This window comes from Leifsonia sp. NPDC058230, assembly GCF_042882245.1.
Classification (GTDB): domain Bacteria; phylum Actinomycetota; class Actinomycetes; order Actinomycetales; family Microbacteriaceae; genus Leifsonia.
In genome coordinates this window covers 608,873-630,387 of record NZ_JBHVWM010000004.1, presented here as the reverse complement: position 1 = coordinate 630,387, position 21,515 = coordinate 608,873, and the positions used below count along the sequence as shown (strand labels likewise).

Below are 21,515 nucleotides of genomic sequence, written 5' to 3'. Positions count from 1 at the left end.
CACGATCCGGCGGATGGCCGCCGACGCCCACCTCATCCCCACCATCCTCGGCACCCACAGTGAAGTCCTCGACCTCGGCCGCAGCCACCGCCTCTTCACCCGCACCCAAAAACTCGCCCTCGCCGAACGCGACGGCGGCTGCGCCTGGAGCGGCTGCCCCCACCCGCCGTCCTATACCGAAGCGCACCACATCAGGTGGTGGGACAACCACCACGGCCGCACCGACCTGAACAACGGGATCCTGTTTATGCCGCCGCCACCACCACCGCATCCACCACGACAACTGGGATATCCACGTGCGCGAGAACGTGCCGTACTTCATCCCACCGACCCATATCGACCCCCACCAACGACCACGACCCGGCGGACGAATACGAATACCCAACGCCGCATGAACCGAGCCGCGCCACGGGTTCCTCAGCAGGTCGAGTCGGCTTCCGGCGGAATGGCATCGACTCCGGGCCGAACAGATTCTCGCGCTTCGACCTTCGCGCTAGGGTCGAGGCATGTTCTCCACCGATCCGCTGGCGTTCGCTCAGAGTTGGCTCGACGCCTGGAACTCGCACGATATCGATGCCGTCCTGGCGCACTTCTCCGACGACGCGACGTTCAGCTCACCGGTCGCGCGCGAGCTCCTGGGGGAGAGCGGCGGCGTGCTGCACGGCAAGGCGGCGATCCGCGGCTACTGGGAGGAGGGGTTGCGGCGCATCCCCGACCTGAGGTTCGAACTCGTCGATGTCTACGCCGGAGTCGATGTGATCGTGATCAACTTCCGCAACCAGCGAGGCGGCCTCGTCTGCGAGGTGCTCGTCTTCGAAAACGACCACCGCAGCGACCGCCACCGCGCCCTCGTCGTGTCTGGCCACGGCACCTACCGCGAGACCGGCGACTCGGTCGACAATCCGGCGGGCACTACTCGAGCCTGACGTCCTCGACGGACTTGTCCGGCCGCAGTCCGCGCCAGCTGGGCTGACGCAGGCGGTTGGTCGGAGTCCACTCGGCGAACTCCACCTCGCCGACGAGTTCCGGACGCACCCAGTGCGCGTCGCGCGCGTCGAGCGACGGCACGTCGAAGAGCGGACTGGTCGTGCGCGGGTGCGCGGAGAGCCGCTTCTTGAGGTCGTCGAGCACTGCATCCGTGAAGCCGGTCCCGACTTTGCCGACATACCGCAGGCCACCACTGTCGGGGATGCCCAGCAGGAGCGCACCAACGGTGTCGGCCCGACGCCCGTTCCCCGGACGCCAGCCGGCGATGACGACCTCTTGGGTGCGGTGGTGCTTGATCTTCACCCAGCTGCGGGACCGACGGCCCGTCGCATACGTGCTGTCGCGGCGCTTCGCCATGACGCCCTCGAGGCCGAGCTCCCGGCTCGACTCGATCGCGTGCTCCAGGTCGCCGTCGAACGCGGGCGGAACCTGCACGGGGCCGCCCTTGGGCGGGCGCAGTACGTCTTCGAGCGCCGCGCGCCGTTCCTCGTACGATTTCCTGCCGAGACTCGTGCCGTCCAGTTCGAGCAGATCGAAAACCATGTAGTGCGCGGGGGCACGTTTCATCGCCGCGGTCACCTCGGCTGGCCTGGTCAAGCCCATCCGGGTCTGCAGGATGCCGAAGTCGGGCCGCCCCGACGGGTCCAGTGTCACGATCTCGCCGTCGAGCACGGCATCGTGGCCGTCGAGCAGCTCCGGCAGGCCGGCGAGATCCGGGTAGGTGCTCGTAACGTCGTTGCCGTTGCGCGTGGTCAGCCGAAGGGCGCCGTCGCGGATTTCGGCGACGGCCCGGATGCCGTCCCACTTCATCTCGAACGCCCACTCCTCCTCGTCGTGGATGTCGGCGGCCGATCCGAGGGTGGCGAGCATGGGGGAGACAGGCTCGCTGGTGATGGTGCCGCCCGACCGCACCGGCTTCCGCGAGGTTGCCGGGCGCTTCGTGTCCGCATCCGTCTTCATGAGGTGGATGAGCCAGTTCTGCGCGGCCTTGCCGTCACCACCCGTGTGGATGAGTGCGAACTTCTTGTCGCCACCGAGGCCGCCACCCGGAGTGCCGTGCAGGGTGACGATCACCTCTTTGTCATCGCGCCACTTCTCGACGTCGTAGTCGCCGGCGTCCCAGATCGTCACGTGCCCGGCCCCGTACTCGCCGTGGGGGATGTCGCCTTCGAACGCACCGTATTCGAGCGGGTGGTCCTCGACGTGCACGGCGAGGTGATTCTGGCCTGCGTCGGTTGGCGGTCCCTTCGGCAGGGCCCAGCTGACCAGCACGCCGTCGTGCTCGAGACGGAAGTCCCAGTGCAACCGCCGTGCGTGGTGCTCCTGGATGACGAAGGTGCGGCCGGTGGTCGAATGCGGCGTCTCATCCGGCACGGGCTCGGGGGTCTTACCGGCGTCGCGTTTGCTGCGGTAGGTCGTCAGACGGTCCTCGGCCGCGCCGTGCACGTCCTCGTCGAGGTGTCCGGCGGACAGGTCGGCGAGGGGGTCGCCCCGCCGCTTCACCTTGGCGAGCGCTTCCTGGTAGTCGAGCTGCGCCAGGTCCTTCGACGCGAGCTCGCGCCAGGTTCGCGGCGCGGCGACGGTGGGCGTGAACCGCCCGCGCAGAGAGTACGGCGCGATGGTCGTCTTCGCTGCATTGTTCTGGCTCCAGTCGACGAACACCTTGCCGGCACGAATGGCCCGCTTCATGTCGCTCACGACGAGGTCGGGGTGATCGGCTTCGAGCACGCGCGCGAGCTCGTGCGCCACCGCCGACACCTGGTCGCTGGTCTGCTTGCCGTCGAGGGCGGCGTAGAGGTGGATGCCCTTGCTGCCGCTGGTCACCGGCATGGGTTCCAGCCCCATGTCGGTCAGGATGTCGCGGGCGAGCCGGGCGACCTCGGCGCAGTCCGCCAGGGTGACGCCCTCGCCGGGGTCGAGGTCGAGCACGAGGCGGTCGGGATTCTTCGGGGTGCCGTTCCGCGAGATCCGCCACTGCGGAACGTGGACCTCGAGGGATGCGATCTGCGCGAGCCAGGCGAGGGTGGCGCGGTCGTTCACGAGGGGGTAGTCGTTGGTGCTGGTCTTGTGCTTGATCGTGCGGCGCTTCACCCAGCTGGGCGTCCCCTCGTCGAGGTTCTTCTGGAAGAAGACCTCACCGGGATGGTCGGGTGTCCCGACGCCGTGCACCCACCGCTTGCGGGTGGCCGGGCGGTCGCGGGTGTGGGGGATCATCACCTCGGCGATGGCGGCGTAGTAGCCGATCACATCCGCCTTGGTCGTGCCCGTCTCGGGGTACAGCACCTTGTCGAGGTTGGTCAGCTTGAGCCGGTGACCGTCGATCTCGACCACCTCGGTGTCGGATGTCGCCATGACTGAACGCTACGCCAGCACCCCCGAACTTCAACCAATGGTTGATAATCCGGCGTTCTCCGGTGACGATGGTCGCATGAGGGCCATATGGACGGGCGCGATCACTTTCGGTTTGGTCAACGTTCCGGTGAAGGTTTACAGCGCGACCGAGGACCACGACGTGGCGCTGCACCAGGTGCACGACGCCGACGGCGGGCGCATCCGCTACCAGCGCCGGTGCGAGATCGACGGCAAGATCATCCCGTACGAGCACATCGCCAAGGCGTACGACGACGGTGAGCGCACGGTCATCCTCACCCCCGAGGATCTGGCCTCCCTCCCGGCCGAGCGCAGCCGTGAGATCGACGTGGTCGAGTTCGTCCCGAACGACCAGCTCGACCCGATCATGTTCGACAAGAGCTACTACCTCGAACCGGACTCGAAGTCCCTGAAGGCCTACGAGCTGCTCCGGCGGACCCTCGAGGACTCCGAGCGCACGGCGATCGTCAATTTCGCGCTGCGCCAGAAGAGCCGGCTCGCTGCTCTGCGGGTTCGTGGTGACGTCCTCATGATCCAGACCCTCCTCTGGAACGACGAGATCCGGGAGGCGGAGTTCCCGTCGCTGCAGGAGCGACCCCGGGTCTCCCAGCGCGAGCTGCAGCTGTCGGAGGCTCTCATGGAGAGCTTCGCCGGCGACTTCGAACCGGAGAAGTTCAGCGACGAGTACCAGGAGGAGCTGCGCAAGCTCATCGAAGCCAAACTCGAGCAGGGCGACGCGATCGACACGGCCGAGACCTTCGGCGAGGAGGAGGAGAAGAAGTCCGGTGGCGGCGAGGTCATCGACCTGATGGAGGCCCTGCAGCGCAGCGTGGAGCGCAGCCGGTCGAAGGGAGCCTCGCCCGAGTCGAAGGCGTCGGGCACGAAGACGGCGAAGAAGGCCTCTGCGGGCTCGACTTCAGCGAAGGGGTCCGCCACGAAGGCCAAGACCGCGGGCGGCGCGGAGAAGAAGCCTGCCGCCAGGAAGAAGCCTGCGTGACGCGTCTGAGGCGCAGCGACCCGTCGGGTCCGGGCTACCACCGTGTGAGCTCGAAGCGGGGCGTGCGCTACGACGACGAGGCGGGCAACACGATCGTCGACGAGCGTGAGCTGGAGCGCATCCGCTCGCTCGTCATCCCGCCGGCGTGGCGGGATGTGTGGATATCTCCGGATGCGCTCGGGCACATCCAGGCGGTGGGCACCGATCAGGCGGGCCGCCGTCAGTACCTCTACCACGAGGCGTGGCGCATCCACCAGGACCGGATCAAGTTCGACCGCGCCCTCCAGCTCGCGGATACGCTGCCGGCGGCGCGGCGGCGGGTGACGATCGACCTGAGGGAGCCGGGGTTCGGCGAGGACCGCATCCTCGCCGCAGCGCTCCGGATCATCGACCTCGGCTCGCTGCGGATCGGCAGCGAGGAGTACTTGCACGCGAACGGAAGCCGCGGGCTCACGACGCTGCTCTGCCGTCACGTGGCGATCGACGGTGACGAGGTCACGCTGACGTTCCCGGCGAAGAGCGCCCAGAAGTGGACGAGCACGATCTCGGACGAGGACGTGGCCGCGCTCCTCGGCGAAGTGCGCGACGCGAGGGGTGAGCGCTCGCGAGTTCTGTCGTGGCGGGACACCTCCTGGCACACGATCAGGCCGGCGTCGCTGAACGACTACATCCGGCGCCAGACCAGGGGCGAGTTCACGGCGAAGGACTTCCGCACGCTGCACGGCACGATCGCCGCCGCGACGGCGCTCGCCACCCTCGGCGTGGGCGGCACCGAGAGCGAGCGCAAGAAGCGGATGAGCGCGGCCGTGAACGAGGCCGCCGCCGCGCTCGGGAACACGCCGACGATCGCCCGCAACAGCTACATCGACCCGAGGATCTTCGACCGCTACCGCTCCGGCGACGTCATCGATCGCTCGAACGGCCGCGCGCCGGAACCCGCGCTGCTCGACCTGATCGGGTAGCCGACTACCCGAAGCCGGCGATTCACCCCCGACGGTCCGCTGCGTCCTCCGACGTCGTCGTGCTCGCCGAGAGCGGTGTCGCGATGTCTTCGAGCGACTTCCGCTCAGCATCCACACCCAGGAACAGCTCCACCAGCCCGGCGGCGATCATGAGCCCCGCCCCGATGTAGTAGCCGATGACCACCGCGTGGATGCCCGACTCGATCAGCTGACCGAACAGGATCGGGCCGACGATGCCGCCGAGTCCCGTCCCGATCGCGTAGAAGAACGCGATGGACATGGCGCGCGTCTCCATCGGGAAGATCTCGCTGACGGTCAGGTATGCGCTGCTCGCTCCCGCCGAGGCGAAGAAGAAGACGACCATCCAGCACACGGTGAGCCAGAAGGCGTCGAGTGCGCCGGAGTCGAAGAGGATCCCGGTGCCGACGAGCAGCACGCCGCTCCCGATGTACGACAGCGTGATCATGAAGCGCCGCCCGACCGAATCGAAGAAGTGGCCGAGCAGCAGCGGACCGAGGAAGTTGCCGATCGCGATCGGTACGAGGGCCCAGGGTGCGACGTCGTCGGGAACGCCCAGGAGCTTCGTGAGCACCAGCGCGTAGGTGAAGAACACCGCGTTGTAGAGGAACGCCTGCCCGATGAACAGGGACAGCCCCAGCACGAAACGCTTGGGATAGCGGGTGACGGCGGTGCGCACGATCTCGCCGAACCCGGTCGCCCTGCGCTGGCGGATCGTGATGGCCTTGTCGGCCGGAACCTCCTCGAGCTTCTCCCCGGCCTCCTTCTCGATCTCGTCCTCGATGCCCTGCACGAGTTTCTCGGCGGCTTCGTCCCGGCCGTGGATGAACATCCAGCGCGGCGATTCCGGGACGTTGCGGCGCACCAGCAGGATGACCAGGCCGAGCGCGGCGCCGAGACCGAACGCCAGGCGCCAACCGAGGTCGGCGGGGAAGATGTCGGTATTCAGGAGGAAGACGGTGAGCACGGCCCCGAACGCGGTGCCGAGCCAGTACGAGCCGTTGATCGCGAGGTCGACGACACCGCGTCGCCGGGCCGGGATGAGCTCGTCGATCGCAGAGTTGATCGCGGCGTACTCGCCGCCGATGCCCGCACCCGTGAAGAAGCGGCAGATGAAGAACACGGCCGGGGTGAACGCGAAGGCTGTCGCGACAGTCGCCAGCAGGTAGAGCCCGAGCGTGATGATGAACAGCTTCTTGCGCCCGAACCTGTCGGTGAGGTACCCGAACACCAGCGATCCGGTACAGGCTCCGGCCACGTAGATGGCGGCGGCGAGACCGACTTGGGCGGTCGTCAGCCCCAGCCCGCTCTCCGGTTCGGTGAGGCGACTGCCGATCGCGCCGACGATGGTGACCTCGAGACCGTCGAGGATCCACACCGTGCCGAGACCGATCACGACGAGCCAATGCCAGCGGGACCAGGGAAGGCGGTCCATCCGTGCCGGGATCGTCGTCTCGATCGTCTTCAACTGCAGCTCTGCCGCCTGGGAGTTCGATGAATGCTCGCTCACCGGCAGGACGGTAATCGTGACCTCCGGATGCCACCAGGGGCTTGACAGGATGGCACTCGCGGATACGACAATGCAGCACGAGTAGCGACACGTCCCGGTTCTGTCAACCCCTTGTTGGGGGTAGTGCCCAGATGTTTACGTTTGCTTGGGATTTCCACCCGACCCGGAAATCCCGATGCACCAGACAGAGAAGACGAATCCGAGCCGAGGGACAAAGAAATGACAATGCTCGAAGTGACGAATGATCCGGTGCGCGACTACCTCAACTCGATCGGACGAACGCGCCTGCTGACGGCCGAGGAGGAAGTCGCCCTCGCGAAGAGGATCGAAGTCGGCGTTCTCGCAGGAGAGCGCATCGCCAAACGCCCGGGCCTCACGCCCACGGAGCGCCGTGAACTGCAGTGGCTCGCCGAGGACGGCAAGCGCGCGTTCGAAAGGTTCATCGAGGCGAACCTCCGCCTCGTCGTGAGCATCGCCAAGCGCTACGCGGGCCGTGGGCTGCCCGTGATGGACCTCATCCAGGAAGGCAATCTCGGGCTGGTGCGCGCTGTCGAGAAGTTCGACTACCGCACCGGGAACAAGTTTTCCACCTACGCGACCTGGTGGATCCGCCAGTCCATCCTGCGCGGCATCGCGGACACCGCACGGCTGATCCGCATCCCCGTGCACACGGTCGAGAAGATCGACAAGCTCGACCGCATCCGCCGCGACCTCGGCGGTGAGCTCGGCCGTACTCCGACGCTGGAGGAGATGTCGGAGGCGTCCAACCTGGAGCCCGCAGAGGTGCGAAAGCTGCAGATGAGCGATTCCGAGACGGTGTCGCTCGCTGTTCCCGTCGGCGAGAACGACGGGGCCGAACTCGGCGACCTCATCGAGGACGACGACTTCCCGCAGCCCTCGGAGGCGGTCGAGGTCGACTTCCGTCACCGCGACCTCGAGGACCGCCTGCGCGAACTGCCCGCACGCGACGCCAAGGTGGTGCGGATGCGCTTCGGCCTCGACGGTCAGAAGCCGATGACCCTCGACGAGGTCGGCGAGATCTACGGCATCACGCGGGAGCGGGTGCGCCAGCTCGAGACGCGCAGTCTCAAGCGACTGCGCTGCCCGGAACTGCTCGAGTACCTGCGGTAGCGGTCGACCCGCTTCACACGGACCCCGTGCTCACTCGAGCGCGGGGTTCTCGTGTTCTGCGACCGCCTGCTCGAACGGGATGTCCCCGGGACGATCGGTCTCCTCGACCCCCGAGTCCTCCGCGACGGGCGAGCTGGCCGGCGCATCCGAGTGCTCGGGCGCCGACTGGGCGGCCGCACTGGTGTCGGGCGTCGACGTCTTTGAGGGGGTTCCCGCGCTGTCGGGCGTGGAAGTCATGGGCTTGCCTCGATTCCTGCTTCGAGCCCTGCGCCGTGAGCGCTGAGCGGGCCCGCTGTTCTGCTCTGCGCCGCAACGCTAGGCGCGTGCTCTGCTCCTTGCAACCCCCGCCGACGGATCAGTGACTATCGACGGTCAGCGCCCGGGAGCCGAGTCCGCGTTGACTTCGTCGGCGCCGAGCGCGCCGATCTCCTCGGTCAATTGCAGACCCTGCGCGCTGTTGGAGGACACGGTCAGGGCCTCGAGCCAGGCTTTGTTGATCTTGGGAGGGCGGCCTCCGCTGTACCGGAACAGCAGCGGGATGGCTGGGTCGATCCAGATGGCACTGCGGCCGTCGCCCACGCTCTGCTCGTCACGCCAGGAGAAGAAGAAGCCCTCTTTGCGGCGCAGCTTGAGCCCGACGACGATCTGCAGGTGCGCGAGAACGCGGTCTTCGAAGCCGATCTCAGTGGTCCCGGCGTAAATGAGCTTGCCCATGGCTTGAACGGTACAGGACGCGAAGCGGTCACGCGCGCAGACTAGGCTTCGACCGGCGCGGCGATCGTCTCGCTGAGCTCCGTGAGAAACCGGATGACGACCTCACGGTCCGCCGGAGCGAGTCGCTTGGCGACCTCGAACCGTCGCGCGTGCTGCACGCCCATTGTGCGCCGCACCTCGCGGTGTGTCTCATCGGTGATCGCCACCGTCACCGCCCGGCGGTCGGTCGGATGCGGCCGGCGCTCGATGTGCCCGGCCTTCTCCAGCCGGTCGAGCAGTTTCGTCGTCGAGGCGGTCGAGATGTGCAGGTGCTCGGAGAGAGCACCCGCGGTCACGGCGACGTCGGCGTTCATCGACGCGATGATGTAGCGCAGCGCCTTCATGTCGGTCTCGTTGAGCTTCATGTGCGTGCGCGATTCGAAGCTGAGCTTCTGTTCCGCCTCCCGCCACTGGCGGATCGAGGTGAGCACGCGGATGACCTGGAGCAGCTCCTCCTCGGACAGGTCGTCGTGCCGCACGAGCTCCTGGCGGGGATCGATCACACGGGGGTCGAGCAGGGAGCCCGAGATGCGCTGTGCATCGTCCTTCTCAGAAGCCATGTGAGCATCCTATGCGTTGGGCAAGATGCGTGCTAAGTTATTTACTTACTTGGCTAGGTAAAGGAGCTGCGGATGACACGGATCGCTGTCGGGACGGATCAGCTCGACGTGGCCGTGGAGGTCGACGCGGGGCTGGAGTCCTTCTTCGCCGAACGCATCCAGCTCGCTGCGCGCTATGGCAGCGAGTACCAGCACCTCTGGGAGAGGGCGAGGGTCGCGAGTGCCGGTGGCAAGCGCATCCGTCCCCGTTTCGTGATGGACGCATTCTGGGCGCTGGGCGGCGACCCGGTACGCGGCTTTCGCGGCGCGCTCGACGTCGCTGTCGCCTTCGAGCTCCTGCACACCGCGTTCCTGCTCCATGACGACGTGATCGACGGCGACACGGTGCGCCGGGGCATCCCCAATCTCGTCGGTGAGTTCGAAGCGGAAGCGCGTGCCCAGGGGATCTCGCCCGCCCGCGCGACTTTGTGGGGCGAGACCGCGGCCATTCTCGCGGGCGACCTGCTCATCCAAGCCTCCCAGTCGCTGGTTGCCCGCATCGAAGCGCCGCCCGAGCGGCGGGCAGCGCTCTTGGACGTCTTCGACCACTCGGTCTTCGTCACGGCCGCAGGCGAGTTCGCCGACGTCTCGTTCAGTGTCGGCATCGGCGACGCGAGGCTTCCGGATGTGCTGGCCATGACCGAACGCAAGACCGCCGCATACTCCTTCGCCGGCCCGCTGACGGCGGGAGCCGTGCTCACCGGCGCCGACGGCGACGCCCTCGAAGCGCTCGGCGAATACGGTCGGCTGCTCGGCATCGCGTTCCAGCTCGGAGACGACCTGCTCGGCGTTTTCGGTGCGCCCGAACTCACCGGCAAGAGCCGTCTGAGTGATCTTCGTGAAGGCAAGGAGACCTCGGTGATCGCGTATGCACGCGCCACACCATCGTGGTCCGGTATCGAGCCCTTGTTCGGGCGGGCGGATCTCAGCGAGGACGACGGGCGGGCGATCGCGCGCGCGCTCGTCGAGTGCGGCGCGAGAGCGTTCGTGGAAGGGCTCGTCGACGAACATGCAAGCCGGGCGGCCGCCGTGCTCCACGCGTCGGCGCTGCCGCTCGGGCTCGTCCGCGAACTCGGTTCCGTCGCCGCATCCTGCGTCGGGCGGATCGCGTGACTCGCGAGGCCGAGATCGGCCACGACACCCGGCTCGGGCGCCCGACCGACCTCGCCCTGTACACGCGGGCGGCGCACACGAGCTCCGCGACGATCATCCACGAATACTCGACCTCGTTCGGCCTGGCCACTCGGCTGCTCGCGCCGGCGATCCGACCGCAGGTCGAAGACGTCTACGCACTCGTGCGCATCGCGGACGAGATCGTCGATGGGGCCGCCGGCGAAGCTGGTCTCACTCTCGACGACCAGCGTGATCTCCTGGACGCTCTCGAGGCCGACACGGAGCAGGCGATGCGAACCGGCTACAGCGCCAACGTCGTCGTGCACTCGTTCGCCACCACGGCTCGCTCGGTGGGGATCGATCGCACGCTCACAGCGCCGTTCTTCGCATCGATGCGACGTGACCTCAGCCCCGTCGACTTCTCGTCGGACGAACTCAGCGCCTACATCTACGGGTCGGCCGAGGTCATCGGGCTCATGTGCCTGAGGGTCTTCCTGGCGCCCGCGGCGGTCCCCGACGACCGGAGACTCCGTCTCGAGGCCGGTGCGCGGCGGCTCGGCGCCGCCTTTCAGAAGATCAACTTCCTTCGCGATGTCGCCGAGGACTGGTCCCGGCTCGGGCGCAGCTACTTTCCCGGCATCGACCCTGCACGACTCACCGATCGGCAGAAGCTCGCGCTGGTGGTGGACATCGAGTGCGACCTCGGGGCCGCCGCCGACGCCATCCCCGAGTTGCCGGACAACTGCAGGCGCGCCATCCTCGCAGCCCACGGACTGTTCGCCGAACTGACCGACCGCATCCGGTCGACGCCGGCCCGTCAGCTGCTGGCGGCGCGTGTCCGTGTGCCCGCCCGTACGAAATTGACCGTCCTTCTCCGCGCGTCGGCCGGATGGGGCGCCGGGGCAACCCGGTGATCGCACACGAGCGCAGAGTCGTCGTGGTCGGCGGGGGCATCGCCGGGCTCGCGACCGCCGCCCTGCTCGCCCGCGACGGCTACGAGGTCACCGTGCTGGAGCAGCACGACGTCGTCGGGGGACGCGTCGGCTCGTGGGAGTCCGGCGGATTCCGCTTCGACACCGGGCCCTCCTGGTACCTCATGCCCGAGGTCTTCGACCACTTCTTCCGACTGCTCGGAACGTCGGCAGCCGAGCAGCTCGACCTCGTCACCCTCGACCCCGGGTACCGCGTCTTCTTCGAAGGAGACCCGGAACCCATCGACGTGTCCGCCGGTCTGGCCGCGAATCGCTCCACCTTCGAGCGTGTGCAAGCGGGCGCGGGAGCCGCACTGGACCGGTACCTGGCCAGCGCTCGCGAGACCTACCGTCTCGCCGTCGACAGGTTTCTATACAGCACGTTCGAATCGTTCCGCCCGTTGCTGGTCCCCGACCTGCTGCGCCGGCTCGCCCGACTCGGCCGGCTGCTGCTGCAGCCGCTCGATCGGTTCGCCGCCGGCTACGTGAAGGACCGGCGGCTGCGGCAGATCCTCGGCTATCCGGCCGTCTTCCTCGGCACGTCTCCGTCGCGCGCGCCGAGCATGTACCACCTGATGAGTCACCTCGACCTCGAAGACGGCGTCCGGTATCCGGCCGGCGGATTCCGCACCATCATCGACAGGATCGCCGCCCTCGCCGAGCGCGAAGGCGTCCGGGTCGAGACGGGAGCCCGAGTGACGGCGATCCGCTCGGCCGAGGGCGCCGCACCGCGCGGACGCCCTCAGGTCACGGGCGTCGACTACGTCGACGGAGCGGGCGTCGCGCACCGCCTCGAGGCGGCCACGGTCGTCTCGGCCGCCGACCTGCACCACACCGAGACCGAACTCCTCCCGGAGGAGCGGCGCAGCCGCCCCGAACGCTGGTGGAAGGGCCGCGATCCCGGACCGGGGGCGGTGCTGGTGCTGCTCGGCGTCAGCGGATCCCTGCCGCAGCTCGCCCACCACAGTCTCTTCTTCACCACCGACTGGAACGGCGACTTCGATCGGATCTTCGGTGCGCATCCGTCGATCCCCGACCCCGCCTCGCTGTACGTGTGCCGTCCGAGCGCGACAGACGCCAGCGTCGCCCCGGCAGGCTTCGAGAACCTGTTCGTGCTCATTCCGGTGCCCGCCGACCCGGACATCGGCGCGGGCGGTGTCGATGGTGCCGGCGATGCGCGGGTCGAGCGGGCCGCGGACGCAGCGATCGAGCAGATCGCCTCATGGGCGGGCATCCCCGACCTCGCCGACCGGATCGTCGTCCGCCGCACGATCGGCCCGGGGGACTTCGTGGCCGACCTCAACGCCTGGAGCGGGGGAGCGCTCGGCCCGGCGCACACCCTGCGCCAGAGCGCCTTCTTCCGGGGGCGCAACGCATCCGCGGTCGTCGACGGCCTCCTCTACGCGGGCGGGTCGACCATTCCCGGAATCGGTCTTCCGATGTGCCTGATCAGCGCCGAACTCGCGGTCAAGCTGATGCGCGGGGACGTGTCGACGGAGCCTCTCGCCGAGCCGCTCACGGCGACCCTCCACGGGGAGCGGGTGGCGTGAGCATCCTCTACCTGCTGTTCCTGCTGGTGGCACTCGGCTGCATGGTCCTCCTGGATCGCCGCTACGCCCTCTTCTTCTGGCGGGACGCCCGCCGCGCAACGCTCGTTCTCGTGATCGGTGTCGCGTTCTTCCTGCTCTGGGACATCCTCGGGATCGGCTTGCACATCTTCGCGCGCGGCGAGAGCCCGGTGATGACGGGGATTGTCGTTCTGCCCGAGCTGCCCATCGAAGAGATCTTCTTCCTCGCATTCCTCTGCTACCTCACGATGAACCTCGTCACGGGATCGGCGCGAATCCTCGCACGGAGGCGCACGCGAGCATGACCTACTTCGTCCTGAGCCTCGTCTTCCTCGCCGTCGCCGCGTCGGTGCTGCTCATCGCGCTCCTGGTCGCACCCGATCGTGCGCGCGTCGTCCGACGGTGGTGGCCGGGCATCCTGGTGTCCGCGATGGCGGTGCTGGTGCTCACAGCGGTCTTCGACAACCTCATGATCGGCTCCGGGCTCATGCAGTACGACGAGGACAACATCGCGGGCGTGCGGCTGGGGCTCGTCCCCGTCGAGGACTTCGCCTATCCGGTCGCCGCGCTGCTGCTGCTCCCCGCGCTGTGGCTCCTGCTCCGGAAGCGCGCGCGATGAGCGCGACGGCCACCGGACAGGCTCGGCTGCGCCAGCTGCTGCTCGTCTCCCGTCCGCTCAGCTGGATCAACACGGCCTTCCCGTTCGCGGCCGCGTACCTGCTCTGCACCCGCGAACTCGATGCCACCTTCGTCGTGGGAACCCTCTTCTTCCTCGTTCCGTACAACCTGGCCATGTACGGGATCAACGATGTCTTCGACTACGAGTCCGACCTGCGCAACCCTCGCAAGGGCGGGGCAGAGGGCGCTCTCCTCGATCGCGGGATGCACCGGGGCACGCTGATCGCCGCCGCCGTCACCACGATCCCGTTCATCGCCTATCTCGTGATCGTCGGTCCGCCGCTCTCGTGGCTCGTCCTCGCGATCAGCCTGTTCGCCGTGCTCGCGTACTCCGTCAAAGGGCTGCGCTTCAAAGAGATCCCGTTCCTCGACTCGGTGACCTCGAGCACGCATTTCGTCTCCCCGGCCGTATACGGTCTCGTGCTCGCCGGTGCGACGTTCACCCAGGAGCTCTGGGCCGTGCTCGCCGCCTTCTTCCTCTGGGGGATCGGCAGTCACGCGTTCGGCGCGGTGCAAGACGTGGTCCCGGATCGCGCGGGCGGCATCTCCTCGATCGCGACGGTGCTGGGCGCCCGCTGGACCACCCGGCTAGCTCTCGCAGCGTGGGCGCTCGCCGGTGTCGCGGCTCTCGGCACGGCCTGGCCGGGCCCGCTCGCCGCCGCGCTGGTCGTGCCGTACATCGTGACGGCGGCGCCATTCTGGATGGTCCGCGACGAGGATTCGGAGCTCGCCAACCGAGGATGGCGCCGCATCCTCTGGATCAACTACGCCTGCGGCTTCCTCGTGACGGTTCTGCTCGGCTGGTTCGCCGCGCTGACGTCATGACCGCGGGCGGCTCGCACGGTTCAACTCCGCTGCGGCAGTTCCTGCAACGACCACAGATTGCCGTCGGGGTCCGAGAACGTGACGAAACGGCCCCAGGGCTGCTCGTCGACCGGCGTCGCCTCGACGCCCTGGGACCGCAGATGCTCGTACGCGTCGTCGGCGTTCGGCACCACGATCTGGATGCCGCGCTGCGATCCCGGCTCCATGTCGGTCAGCCCGACGCCGAAGGCGATCGAGCAGGCAGATCCGGGTGGGGTGAGTTGCACGAATCGCAGTGATTCGGTGACGACCTGATCGAAGTCGGCGTTGAATCCGACCTGGTCGACGTAGAACGCCTTAGCGCGGTCGACGTCGGTGACAGGGATGGTGATGAGTTCGATTCGCCAATCGGTGATGGCCATGATGTTCGCCTTTCTGTCGGTGTACTTCCACGTTACGGAGTGCACCGGTCAGAAACTGTCCTCAATCGCGATCGGTCGCACTCCCTCTCTTGGCACGCTCTCGGCTAGTGAGGAGCAGGCTCCCAGCCCGTCCAAGGTATCGTCGAGGAGCAGTCGAAGAACAGACCCCAGAAAGCCGAATACCGCCGATGAGCGACAGCCCTCTCTCGCCCAGCCCATACGAAGTGCTCGGCGTGCCGGCGAGCGTCACGCACGAGGAGCTTCGGCGCGCCTATCGGCGGCTGCTGCGGGAGACGCATCCGGACACCGGAGGTACCGCCTCGCGGTTCCAGGAGGTGCAGCTCGCCTGGGAGCTCATCGGCGACCCGGAGGACCGCGCTCGCTACGACCGTGGCGAAGGGGGCTACTCCGCCGACGTCGCCGACGGGGGAGGTGACGGCACCGGATTCAGCGCCACCTTCCGCGGGACGCGCGCCCAGTCCAGGGGTGCCACGGTTCGGGCCCGCAGCTATGGCCATCCCGGAGGTCAGGCTCGCGAACGCTACCTCAGGCTCATGCGCGAGTGGGTGGGCCGCGGCACGCAACTGGCCGACCCGTACGACTCGGCCCTCGTACGATCTGCGCCCCGCGAGATCCGGCTTCTGCTCGCCGTCGCGCTCGCCGAAGAGGCGACCGCCCGCGCGGTGGCCGGTCTCGGGATCGGCTTCACGATCTGGAACGACGTCGCCGTGCATCCCCGGTCCGACGCCAAACTCGACCACGTCGTGCTCGGGCCCGCCGGCCTGTTCGCGATCCGCTCCGCCGATTGGGGTGGAGAGGTCAAGCTCGCCAAAGGCGACATCGTCGGGGCGACCGTGGACGCCGACGAGGAACCGTTCCACGACCTCCTCCGCGATGCGAAGACGTTCTCCCGCCAGGTCGGCGTGAAGTTCACCGGCCTGATCATCGTCGTCCCCGACAGCGCACTCGCCGTGCCGTACGACCGCATCGAGCGGGGACGTCTCGCCGGATCACTTCTCGTGCGCCGCTCGTTGCTGCCCCAGGTCCTCCGCAACGGCGCGAACGCCGCCGGCCGCGAGAGCGTCGACCGCGCATTCGAGCTGCGGACCCGGCTGCAGGAGAGCATCCGCTTCGTGTAGCCGTGGCCGTGCCGAGCGGGTGGCTGGACGCACGCCCGGTGAGGGAGGACAGTGGAGCCCATGGTCACTCCACTCGATGTGTTCAGCGGATTCAGCGTCAACGACATCCCCGCGGCGAAAGCCTTCTACGGCGAGACCCTCGGCCTCGACATCTCCGAAGGACCGATGGGCAACCTCGACCTCCGGCTTCCCGCGGGCGGTCACGTGTTCATCTACCCGAAGGACGACCACGAACCGGCCTCCTTCACGATCCTCAACCTGGTGGTCGACGACATCGACACCGCGGTCGACGAGCTCAATGCGAAGGGCGTGAAGACCGCCATCTACGACGATCCGAACCTCCCCACCGATGCGAAGGGCGTCCTGCGCGGCAAAGCTGCGAACCAGGGTCCGGATATCGCGTGGTTCCGCGATCCTGCCGGCAACGTCCTGTCCGTGCTGCAGAACTAGCGGAGGCGCTCCCGCAGCGCCATCGCGTCGTACGGAGAGCGAACCTTCACGTCGTTGTCGAAGTAGGCGTACACGTCGCGACCCTGGTCGAGCCAGCGCCGCATCTCCTCGGCCCACCGATCCAGGGCCTCGGGTGTGTAGCCGCTCGTGTACAGTTCCACGTCGCCGTGCAGGCGCACGTACCGGAAGTCGGACGTGTCCTCGCGGATGACCGGATACCGGCCCGCCGTGTCCGCGACGACGATCGCGACGCCCTGATCGCGCATCAGCGACACGAAGGCGGAGTCGTCGAAGCTCGCGTGCCGTACCTCCACCGCGTGCCGGAGCGGCCTGTCATCGACCGGTTCGGTGTGCCTGCGGTCTTCGTCGAGGGTGCTCTCGGCGGCGAGCTCGGCAGCCGCCTTCGTCGTGCGCGGCAGGCCGGCCAGGAAGTCGCTCACCGCATCCCGGTCGAAGGACAGCGTCGGCGGCAGCTGCCAGAGCAGTGGTCCGAGCTTCGGCCCGAGTGCGAGCACGCCGGAGGCGAAGAAGTTCGCCAGGGCTCCGCGGGTGTTGCGCAACCGGAGGATGTGCGTGATGTACCGCCCGCCCTTCACGGCGAAGACGAAGTCGTCGGGCGTCTCCTCGGCCCAGCGCTGGTAGCTCGACGGACGCTGCAGAGCGTAGAAACTGCCGTTGATCTCGATCGAGTCGAGCCGGTCGGCCGCGTAGCCGAGCTCGTCGCGGTGCACGAGTCCCTTCGGGTAGAACGTGCCTCGCCACGGGGCGTACGTCCATCCGGAGATCCCCACTCGCGCGACCGCCATCAGCGACCCCGGAACTGGTCCAGGATGCGCCGATCCCGTTTCGTCGGTCGCCCCGCCCCGCGGTCGCGGACGACCCCGAGCGGCGCCTCGGCCTTCGGCGGCGGGGGAGGCGTGAGGTCGTCGAAACAGTCGGAGGCGACGACGGCGCCGACCCGTTTCACGATCAGCTTTCTGGCGATCAGGATGCGTTCGGTCTCGGCCACCCGCGCACGGACCTCGTCGCCCACCCGCACGGCCTGCGCGGGCTTGGCCTTCTCTCCGTTCACCCGCACGTGGCCGGCTTTGCATGCCGCCGCCGCGGCAGATCGCGTCTTGTAGAGGCGCACCGCCCAGGCCCACGAATCGACCCGGACGGTCGACGGCTCGGCCACGGTCAGCTCACTTCGGCCAGCTGGGACTTCCATTTCACGAGGCTGCGCACGGTCTTGCTCGGGTCGCCGGCGAGCCTGGCCATGACATCCTCGGGAACGAAGTAGTTGACGGCCACCCAGCCGCGCACGATCTCGGAGCGGTCGTCGGCGAGCATCCGGAGGATGTCGCACGGGGTCGCCTCGTTCTTCGCGACGCAGCCGCGAACGCCGATGTCGGGGTCGCGGGCGAGTGCCAGGAAGACGTCGTCCGGCGTGTTGTAGCTGCTCGCCACACTCTCGCGGATCTTCGGATTCTCGTGCTCGGCGAGCAGCCTCAGCCGCCGGATCTTGCTCTCGGTCACCGGGGGAGACGGATGCAGGGCCTCCGCTTCCTCCGCGGTGAGCATCGAAGGCCGGTGCTCCCGCATGGCCTGGCGCTGGGCCGGGGTGTTGAACCGAATGCACGACATCCTCCAACGGTACGCGTTCCGCTCCGTCGGCGGGTGGAACCCCGCGCGAGTCGGACGGGTTACCGTGGTGCTATGGAGTTCCTCCTTCGGTCGCTCGACCGGATCGCCGGCGGCCGGTACGCCGAACACACCATCTCCGACGCGTCGCGCGAGGACCCGCGCACCCGCCGCGCGTTCGTCGTCATCACCTGGCTCCTGGTCGCCGAAGTCGTGCTCGGGCTCAGTGCTGTCGTCATCGCAGCCGTTCTGCAGGCGAACGGTACGGCCGTCCCGTGGGCGGTATGGATGCGCTCCGCCGTCGTTCTCGGCATGACGGTCACCCTGTTCTACTTCGCCTGGCGGGCGCAGAAGGGCTACTACTGGGCGTACTCCCGGCTGCGCCTTTTCGCCAAGATCTTCCCCGTCGTGACGCTCGTCATCGCGGCGGTCCCCGGACTGTACCCGCTCTGGATGGTCACCGAGCAGATCCTGTTCAGCCTCATCCTGATCGGCGTGGCCGACTACCTCGACTCCGACCACATGCGCGCAGCGTTCCCCAAGCCCGCGAAGCGCGGGCGCGGCGCTGCCGACGCGCCGGTCACTGCGAGGCCGTGACCGCCTCCGTGCCGCGGTGCCGCGGGAACCACGGCACGATCGGGGAGGTGCGCCGCTGATAGTCGGCGTACTCCGGATACCGCGAACGCGTGATGCTCTCGGTGAACACTGTCGAGCCGATGAAGAGGCCGGTCAACAGAACCGGGCCGATGACCGTCCACTGCAGCACCGAACCGGCCGCCACACAGCCGAAGAGGAACAGGACCCACCACTGAGCCTGCTCGAAGAAGAAATTGGGATGCCGTGAGAACCGGAAGAGACCGGTCTGCAGGAACCGGGACGACAGCCGTCGCCCCGCCGCGAGGTCTGCCTTCTTCTTCTGGTGGAAGTTCCACTGCTGTTGATCGGCGACGGTCTCGCCGGCCAGCAGGGCCAGGAAGACGACGGCGACGACGATGTCGAGGCCGTTCAACGGCGTCCGGTTCTCGTACGCCGTCCAGGCCGGCAGGGTGATCAGCAGGAGAAGCGCGTTCTGGTAGATCACGATGAAGAACAGGTTGAACAGCCAGAACTGCCAGCCCTTCATCCGACCGCGCAGTACCTCCCAGCGGTAGTCCTCGCCGCCGGGCTCGTAGCCGCCCTTGCGAGCGAAGTTGAAGGTCAACCGGATGCCCCAGAGCGTCACGAGGATCGCCATCAGCGTCAGCCGCGCATCCTGGAGCCCGGCGAAACCGGCGAAGACCCAGACGTAGACGACGGGCACGATCGACCAGATGCGGTCGACCCACGAGTGCTCGCCGGTGATCAGCGAGAGCACCCAGGTCGCGGCGCAGACGCCGGCGAAGATCCAGAGACAGACGATGAAAGGGTCCACGTGCTCATCCTAGGCACCGGGGGTGGTCACTAGACTCGATTCCCGTGGATGGAATCGGCGCCGGCGGGGTCAGTTCGCGGGTCTGGACGATCCCGAACGTTCTCAGTTTCGTGCGCCTTGCGCTCGTGCCGGTTTTCCTGGTGTTCGTCATCCGGGGTCAGGATGCGCTGGCACTGCTCGTGCTCGTCGTCTCCAGCATCACGGACTTCCTCGACGGCTACCTCGCGCGGCGGCTCAATCAGGTCTCCCGCCTCGGCCAGCTCCTCGATCCCGCGGCCGACCGGCTGTACATCTTCGCCGCGCTGATCGGCCTGGCCTGGCGCGACGTCATCCCGTGGTGGCTCGTCATCGTCATCGTCGCCAGAGATGTGATGCTGGCGGTGCTCGGCGTCATCCTCGCGAACCACGGGTACGGCCCCCTTCCCGTGCACCATCTGGGCAAGGTCGCGACCTTCTGCCTGTTCTGGGCTCTTCCGCTGTTGATGCTCGGAGAGGCATTCGACCCGCTCGCCCCCTTCTCGCTGCCGCTCGGCTGGGCGTTCGCACTGTGGGGCGCCTTCCTCTACTGGTGGGCCGGCTTCGTCTACATCGGGGAGACGTCCCGTGTCATCCGGCGTGTAATCCCTCTGGGGGCCGACGACAGTGGGGACTGATCCGATACGCTGGACGACAAGGAGGTTGACGGTGCCTGAAGAAGTAGATCCCAACACGCCGGCGGGCGATGCCGCGAACGATCCACTGCGTCCTTCTGCCGCAGGGAACGAAGACACGACGGCGCGCTTCGGCGAGGAGTTCATCTCGAAGATGTACCCCGTCGACCCTGAGATCTCCGCCGAGGAGCAGGAGGCGATCGCCGCGCTGCCCTCCGGTTCGGCGCTCCTCATCGTGCGTCGCGGGCCCAACACGGGCGCGCGCTTCCTGCTCGACGCCGACGTGACGAGCGCCGGACGACACCCTGACGCCGAGATCTTCCTCGACGATGTCACCGTGTCCCGTCGCCACGCGGAGTTCATCCGCCGCGGCACTGCGTTCGAAGTGCGCGACCTCGGATCGCTGAACGGCACCTACTACGACGGGGTGCGCATCGAGAGCGCGCTCCTGTCCGACTCCGCCGAGGTCCAGATCGGCAAGTTCCGCCTCACCTTCTACGCGTCCCGCTCCGACCTCGCCGCCACGGCGCAGAGCTAGTGGCGCGGCAGACGGCGCGAGCCGGAGCCGCGGCCTCGCCTTCACTGCTGAGTATCGGTCAGGTGCTCGCGCGGCTGACGCCCGAGTTCCCCGACCTCTCGTCGTCGAAGCTGCGATTCCTCGAGGAACGCGGCCTGATCACCCCGGCCCGCACCGCATCCGGTTACCGCAAGTTCTCGCCGGCAGACCTCGAGCGCTTGCGGATCGTCCTCGGGATGCAGCGCGACCACTACCTGCCGCTCAAAGTCATCAAGTCCTACCTCTCCGACCTGGATGCCGGGCTCAATCCGGCCATGCCCGGCACGTCGAACGGAGCAGGGCCGTCGATGCTGCCGACCGGTCGCCGCTTCAAGCGCACGGAACTGCTGAGAGAGTGCAGCGCGAGCCCCGAGCTTCTTCAGGAGGCCGTGAGCGCATCCGTCATCGCCCCGGCCGAGGTGTATGGCGAAGAGTCGGTGGCCGTTCTGAAGGCCCTCGTCGAACTGCAGCGCAACGGCATCGAACCCCGCCATCTGCGGGGCTTCCGCGCGGCCGCCGAACGCGAACTCGGGCTCATCGAGACGGCCCTCGTGCCGATCGCGCGGCGCGGCGAGGTGTCCAGCCGGGCCAAGACCGCGGAACTCGCCCGCGAGATCTCCGGACAGCTCGATGTGGTGCGCGCCAGCATCATCCGGGCCGCGCTCGCGCGAATCCAACCGTGATCGGCGCAGGCGTGTCCGGCCCGTCGCGCCGTTCGGGCCTCGACACGCCGACCCCGAAACGTCGAATGTCGTTGCCGGGGGCCCCGGGGGTGGGTACCGTTGATGATGCGCCGTCGAACG

At 67.9% G+C, this 21,515-nt stretch carries 27 protein-coding genes; 16 read left to right on the top strand and 11 right to left on the bottom strand.

Annotated elements, in window-relative coordinates:
* Positions 1-322: hypothetical protein (locus ACFVV0_RS16060; RefSeq protein WP_387065165.1), on the bottom strand; the 322-nt coding region annotated here is incomplete at its 3' end.
* A 184-nt stretch (positions 323-506) separates the two neighbouring features.
* Between ACFVV0_RS16060 and ACFVV0_RS16055 the strand changes: the two genes are divergently transcribed.
* Positions 507-926: a nuclear transport factor 2 family protein gene (locus ACFVV0_RS16055; RefSeq protein WP_387065162.1), complete on the top strand. Its 420-nt coding sequence runs from the start codon at positions 507-509 to the stop codon at positions 924-926.
* Here ACFVV0_RS16055 and ACFVV0_RS16050 read toward each other — a convergent pair.
* The gene (locus ACFVV0_RS16050; protein ID WP_387065160.1) at positions 913-3,339 is read right to left on the bottom strand and encodes an ATP-dependent DNA ligase; all 2,427 of its coding nucleotides are present in this window, start codon (positions 3,337-3,339) and stop codon (positions 913-915) included. The genes ACFVV0_RS16055 and ACFVV0_RS16050 overlap by 14 nt on opposite strands.
* Positions 3,340-3,415: 76 nt before the next feature.
* On the opposite strand from ACFVV0_RS16050, the gene ACFVV0_RS16045 reads away from it, so the two are divergent.
* Complete coding sequence (locus tag ACFVV0_RS16045) at positions 3,416-4,354, top strand: Ku protein (protein WP_387065158.1); 939 nt, start codon at positions 3,416-3,418, stop codon at positions 4,352-4,354.
* Positions 4,351-5,316: a DNA topoisomerase IB gene (locus tag ACFVV0_RS16040; protein WP_387065156.1), complete on the top strand. Its 966-nt coding sequence runs from the start codon at positions 4,351-4,353 to the stop codon at positions 5,314-5,316. The genes ACFVV0_RS16045 and ACFVV0_RS16040 overlap by 4 nt, the downstream gene beginning before the upstream one ends.
* Positions 5,317-5,338: 22 nt before the next feature.
* Here the strand turns inward: ACFVV0_RS16040 and ACFVV0_RS16035 are convergent, their stop codons facing one another.
* A complete protein-coding gene (locus tag ACFVV0_RS16035; protein ID WP_387065218.1) occupies positions 5,339-6,769 on the bottom strand; it encodes an MFS transporter in 1,431 nt (476 codons plus the stop codon).
* Between the two features lie 294 nt (positions 6,770-7,063).
* Here ACFVV0_RS16035 and ACFVV0_RS16030 point away from each other — a divergent pair, with 294 nt between their 5' ends.
* A complete protein-coding gene (locus tag ACFVV0_RS16030) occupies positions 7,064-7,975 on the top strand; it encodes a sigma-70 family RNA polymerase sigma factor (RefSeq protein WP_387065155.1) in 912 nt (303 codons plus the stop codon).
* Positions 7,976-8,005: 30 nt separating this feature from the next.
* Here ACFVV0_RS16030 and ACFVV0_RS16025 read toward each other — a convergent pair whose 3' ends face one another.
* The 3 genes from ACFVV0_RS16025 to ACFVV0_RS16015 all read right to left on the bottom strand — a co-directional run bounded on the left by ACFVV0_RS16025 (position 8,006) and on the right by ACFVV0_RS16015 (position 9,288).
* Positions 8,006-8,212 (bottom strand): hypothetical protein, encoded by a 207-nt coding sequence (locus ACFVV0_RS16025; protein WP_387065153.1) that lies wholly within the window; start codon positions 8,210-8,212, stop codon positions 8,006-8,008.
* A 135-nt stretch (positions 8,213-8,347) separates the two neighbouring features.
* A complete protein-coding gene (locus ACFVV0_RS16020; RefSeq protein WP_387065150.1) occupies positions 8,348-8,689 on the bottom strand; it encodes an ATP-dependent DNA ligase in 342 nt (113 codons plus the stop codon).
* A gap of 41 nt (positions 8,690-8,730) precedes the next feature.
* Positions 8,731-9,288: a MarR family winged helix-turn-helix transcriptional regulator gene (locus ACFVV0_RS16015; RefSeq protein ID WP_387065148.1), complete on the bottom strand. Its 558-nt coding sequence runs from the start codon at positions 9,286-9,288 to the stop codon at positions 8,731-8,733.
* 72 nt (positions 9,289-9,360) lie between these two features.
* On the opposite strand from ACFVV0_RS16015, the gene ACFVV0_RS16010 reads away from it, so the two are divergent.
* Genes ACFVV0_RS16010 through ACFVV0_RS15985 form a run of 6 tightly spaced genes read left to right on the top strand, consistent with a single transcriptional unit; the run spans position 9,361 to position 14,482 of the window.
* A complete protein-coding gene (locus tag ACFVV0_RS16010; RefSeq protein ID WP_387065145.1) occupies positions 9,361-10,440 on the top strand; it encodes a polyprenyl synthetase family protein in 1,080 nt (359 codons plus the stop codon).
* A complete protein-coding gene (locus ACFVV0_RS16005) occupies positions 10,437-11,354 on the top strand; it encodes a phytoene/squalene synthase family protein (RefSeq protein ID WP_387065142.1) in 918 nt (305 codons plus the stop codon). The genes ACFVV0_RS16010 and ACFVV0_RS16005 overlap by 4 nt, the downstream gene beginning before the upstream one ends.
* A complete protein-coding gene (gene crtI, locus ACFVV0_RS16000) occupies positions 11,330-12,961 on the top strand; it encodes a phytoene desaturase family protein (protein ID WP_387065139.1) in 1,632 nt (543 codons plus the stop codon). The genes ACFVV0_RS16005 and crtI overlap by 25 nt, the downstream gene beginning before the upstream one ends.
* Positions 12,958-13,284 carry a lycopene cyclase domain-containing protein gene (locus ACFVV0_RS15995; protein ID WP_387065136.1) on the top strand — a complete coding sequence of 109 codons (327 nt, stop codon included), beginning with the start codon at positions 12,958-12,960 and terminating at the stop codon, positions 13,282-13,284. The genes crtI and ACFVV0_RS15995 overlap by 4 nt, the downstream gene beginning before the upstream one ends.
* Positions 13,281-13,598 carry a lycopene cyclase domain-containing protein gene (locus ACFVV0_RS15990; RefSeq protein WP_387065133.1) on the top strand — a complete coding sequence of 106 codons (318 nt, stop codon included), beginning with the start codon at positions 13,281-13,283 and terminating at the stop codon, positions 13,596-13,598. The genes ACFVV0_RS15995 and ACFVV0_RS15990 overlap by 4 nt, the downstream gene beginning before the upstream one ends.
* On the top strand, positions 13,595-14,482 hold the full coding sequence (locus ACFVV0_RS15985) for a prenyltransferase (protein WP_387065131.1): 888 nt from the start codon (positions 13,595-13,597) through the stop codon (positions 14,480-14,482). Before ACFVV0_RS15990 ends, ACFVV0_RS15985 begins: the two co-directional genes overlap by 4 nt.
* 20 nt (positions 14,483-14,502) lie before the next feature.
* On the opposite strand, the gene ACFVV0_RS15980 is transcribed toward ACFVV0_RS15985, so the two are convergent.
* On the bottom strand, positions 14,503-14,883 hold the full coding sequence (locus ACFVV0_RS15980; protein ID WP_387065129.1) for a VOC family protein: 381 nt from the start codon (positions 14,881-14,883) through the stop codon (positions 14,503-14,505).
* A gap of 188 nt (positions 14,884-15,071) precedes the next feature.
* Here ACFVV0_RS15980 and ACFVV0_RS15975 point away from each other — a divergent pair, with 188 nt between their 5' ends.
* Both ACFVV0_RS15975 and ACFVV0_RS15970 read left to right on the top strand, forming a co-directional pair.
* Entirely contained in the window at positions 15,072-16,022 is a 951-nt protein-coding gene (locus tag ACFVV0_RS15975) for a DnaJ domain-containing protein (RefSeq protein ID WP_387065127.1), read from the top strand.
* Between the two features lie 60 nt (positions 16,023-16,082).
* Positions 16,083-16,472, top strand: a complete 390-nt coding sequence (locus ACFVV0_RS15970) for a VOC family protein (protein ID WP_387065124.1) — start codon at positions 16,083-16,085, stop codon at positions 16,470-16,472.
* Here the strand turns inward: ACFVV0_RS15970 and ACFVV0_RS15965 are convergent.
* From ACFVV0_RS15965 to ACFVV0_RS15955, 3 genes are read right to left on the bottom strand one after another with little or no spacing between them, the layout of a single operon-like run.
* Positions 16,469-17,278 carry a DUF72 domain-containing protein gene (locus ACFVV0_RS15965; RefSeq protein WP_387065121.1) on the bottom strand — a complete coding sequence of 270 codons (810 nt, stop codon included), beginning with the start codon at positions 17,276-17,278 and terminating at the stop codon, positions 16,469-16,471. The two genes, ACFVV0_RS15970 and ACFVV0_RS15965, sit on opposite strands and share 4 nt — an antisense overlap.
* The gene (locus tag ACFVV0_RS15960; RefSeq protein ID WP_387065118.1) at positions 17,278-17,682 is read right to left on the bottom strand and encodes an RNA-binding S4 domain-containing protein; all 405 of its coding nucleotides are present in this window, start codon (positions 17,680-17,682) and stop codon (positions 17,278-17,280) included. The genes ACFVV0_RS15965 and ACFVV0_RS15960 overlap by 1 nt, the downstream gene beginning before the upstream one ends.
* Positions 17,652-18,098 (bottom strand): hypothetical protein, encoded by a 447-nt coding sequence (locus ACFVV0_RS15955; protein WP_387065115.1) that lies wholly within the window; start codon positions 18,096-18,098, stop codon positions 17,652-17,654. Before ACFVV0_RS15955 ends, ACFVV0_RS15960 begins: the two co-directional genes overlap by 31 nt.
* A gap of 72 nt (positions 18,099-18,170) precedes the next feature.
* On the opposite strand from ACFVV0_RS15955, the gene ACFVV0_RS15950 reads away from it, so the two are divergent.
* The gene (locus ACFVV0_RS15950; protein WP_387065112.1) at positions 18,171-18,692 is read left to right on the top strand and encodes a hypothetical protein; all 522 of its coding nucleotides are present in this window, start codon (positions 18,171-18,173) and stop codon (positions 18,690-18,692) included.
* Here ACFVV0_RS15950 and ACFVV0_RS15945 read toward each other — a convergent pair.
* Positions 18,676-19,506 carry a DUF1295 domain-containing protein gene (locus ACFVV0_RS15945; RefSeq protein ID WP_387065109.1) on the bottom strand — a complete coding sequence of 277 codons (831 nt, stop codon included), beginning with the start codon at positions 19,504-19,506 and terminating at the stop codon, positions 18,676-18,678. The two genes, ACFVV0_RS15950 and ACFVV0_RS15945, sit on opposite strands and share 17 nt — an antisense overlap.
* A 44-nt stretch (positions 19,507-19,550) precedes the next feature.
* Here ACFVV0_RS15945 and ACFVV0_RS15940 point away from each other — a divergent pair, with 44 nt between their 5' ends.
* Genes ACFVV0_RS15940 through ACFVV0_RS15930 form a run of 3 tightly spaced genes read left to right on the top strand, consistent with a single transcriptional unit; the run spans position 19,551 to position 21,395 of the window.
* The gene (locus ACFVV0_RS15940) at positions 19,551-20,159 is read left to right on the top strand and encodes a CDP-alcohol phosphatidyltransferase family protein (protein WP_387065106.1); all 609 of its coding nucleotides are present in this window, start codon (positions 19,551-19,553) and stop codon (positions 20,157-20,159) included.
* Positions 20,160-20,190: 31 nt separating this feature from the next.
* Positions 20,191-20,694: an FHA domain-containing protein gene (locus ACFVV0_RS15935; protein ID WP_387065103.1), complete on the top strand. Its 504-nt coding sequence runs from the start codon at positions 20,191-20,193 to the stop codon at positions 20,692-20,694.
* Positions 20,694-21,395 (top strand): MerR family transcriptional regulator, encoded by a 702-nt coding sequence (locus ACFVV0_RS15930; RefSeq protein WP_387065100.1) that lies wholly within the window; start codon positions 20,694-20,696, stop codon positions 21,393-21,395. Before ACFVV0_RS15935 ends, ACFVV0_RS15930 begins: the two co-directional genes overlap by 1 nt.
* Positions 21,396-21,515: the final 120 nt, after the last annotated feature.

Excerpts from the sequence above, each read along its gene's own strand:
- ACFVV0_RS16055 (WP_387065162.1), top strand. The coding sequence starts at position 507 with ATGTTCTCCACCGATCCGCTGGCGTTCGCTCAGAGTTGGCTCGACGCC.
- ACFVV0_RS16050 (WP_387065160.1), bottom strand. The coding sequence starts at position 3,339 with ATGGCGACATCCGACACCGAGGTGGTCGAGATCGACGGTCACCGGCTC.
- ACFVV0_RS16045 (WP_387065158.1), top strand. The coding sequence starts at position 3,416 with ATGAGGGCCATATGGACGGGCGCGATCACTTTCGGTTTGGTCAACGTT.
- ACFVV0_RS16035 (WP_387065218.1), bottom strand. The coding sequence starts at position 6,769 with ATGGACCGCCTTCCCTGGTCCCGCTGGCATTGGCTCGTCGTGATCGGT.
- ACFVV0_RS16030 (WP_387065155.1), top strand. The coding sequence starts at position 7,064 with ATGACAATGCTCGAAGTGACGAATGATCCGGTGCGCGACTACCTCAAC.
- ACFVV0_RS16025 (WP_387065153.1), bottom strand. The coding sequence starts at position 8,212 with ATGACTTCCACGCCCGACAGCGCGGGAACCCCCTCAAAGACGTCGACG.
- ACFVV0_RS16020 (WP_387065150.1), bottom strand. The coding sequence starts at position 8,689 with ATGGGCAAGCTCATTTACGCCGGGACCACTGAGATCGGCTTCGAAGAC.
- ACFVV0_RS16015 (WP_387065148.1), bottom strand. The coding sequence starts at position 9,288 with ATGGCTTCTGAGAAGGACGATGCACAGCGCATCTCGGGCTCCCTGCTC.
- ACFVV0_RS16010 (WP_387065145.1), top strand. The coding sequence starts at position 9,361 with ATGACACGGATCGCTGTCGGGACGGATCAGCTCGACGTGGCCGTGGAG.
- crtI (WP_387065139.1), top strand. The coding sequence starts at position 11,330 with ATGGGGCGCCGGGGCAACCCGGTGATCGCACACGAGCGCAGAGTCGTC.
- ACFVV0_RS15990 (WP_387065133.1), top strand. The coding sequence starts at position 13,281 with ATGACCTACTTCGTCCTGAGCCTCGTCTTCCTCGCCGTCGCCGCGTCG.
- ACFVV0_RS15985 (WP_387065131.1), top strand. The coding sequence starts at position 13,595 with ATGAGCGCGACGGCCACCGGACAGGCTCGGCTGCGCCAGCTGCTGCTC.
- ACFVV0_RS15980 (WP_387065129.1), bottom strand. The coding sequence starts at position 14,883 with ATGGCCATCACCGATTGGCGAATCGAACTCATCACCATCCCTGTCACC.
- ACFVV0_RS15975 (WP_387065127.1), top strand. The coding sequence starts at position 15,072 with ATGAGCGACAGCCCTCTCTCGCCCAGCCCATACGAAGTGCTCGGCGTG.
- ACFVV0_RS15970 (WP_387065124.1), top strand. The coding sequence starts at position 16,083 with ATGGTCACTCCACTCGATGTGTTCAGCGGATTCAGCGTCAACGACATC.
- ACFVV0_RS15965 (WP_387065121.1), bottom strand. The coding sequence starts at position 17,278 with ATGGCGGTCGCGCGAGTGGGGATCTCCGGATGGACGTACGCCCCGTGG.
- ACFVV0_RS15960 (WP_387065118.1), bottom strand. The coding sequence starts at position 17,682 with ATGGAAGTCCCAGCTGGCCGAAGTGAGCTGACCGTGGCCGAGCCGTCG.
- ACFVV0_RS15955 (WP_387065115.1), bottom strand. The coding sequence starts at position 18,098 with ATGTCGTGCATTCGGTTCAACACCCCGGCCCAGCGCCAGGCCATGCGG.
- ACFVV0_RS15950 (WP_387065112.1), top strand. The coding sequence starts at position 18,171 with ATGGAGTTCCTCCTTCGGTCGCTCGACCGGATCGCCGGCGGCCGGTAC.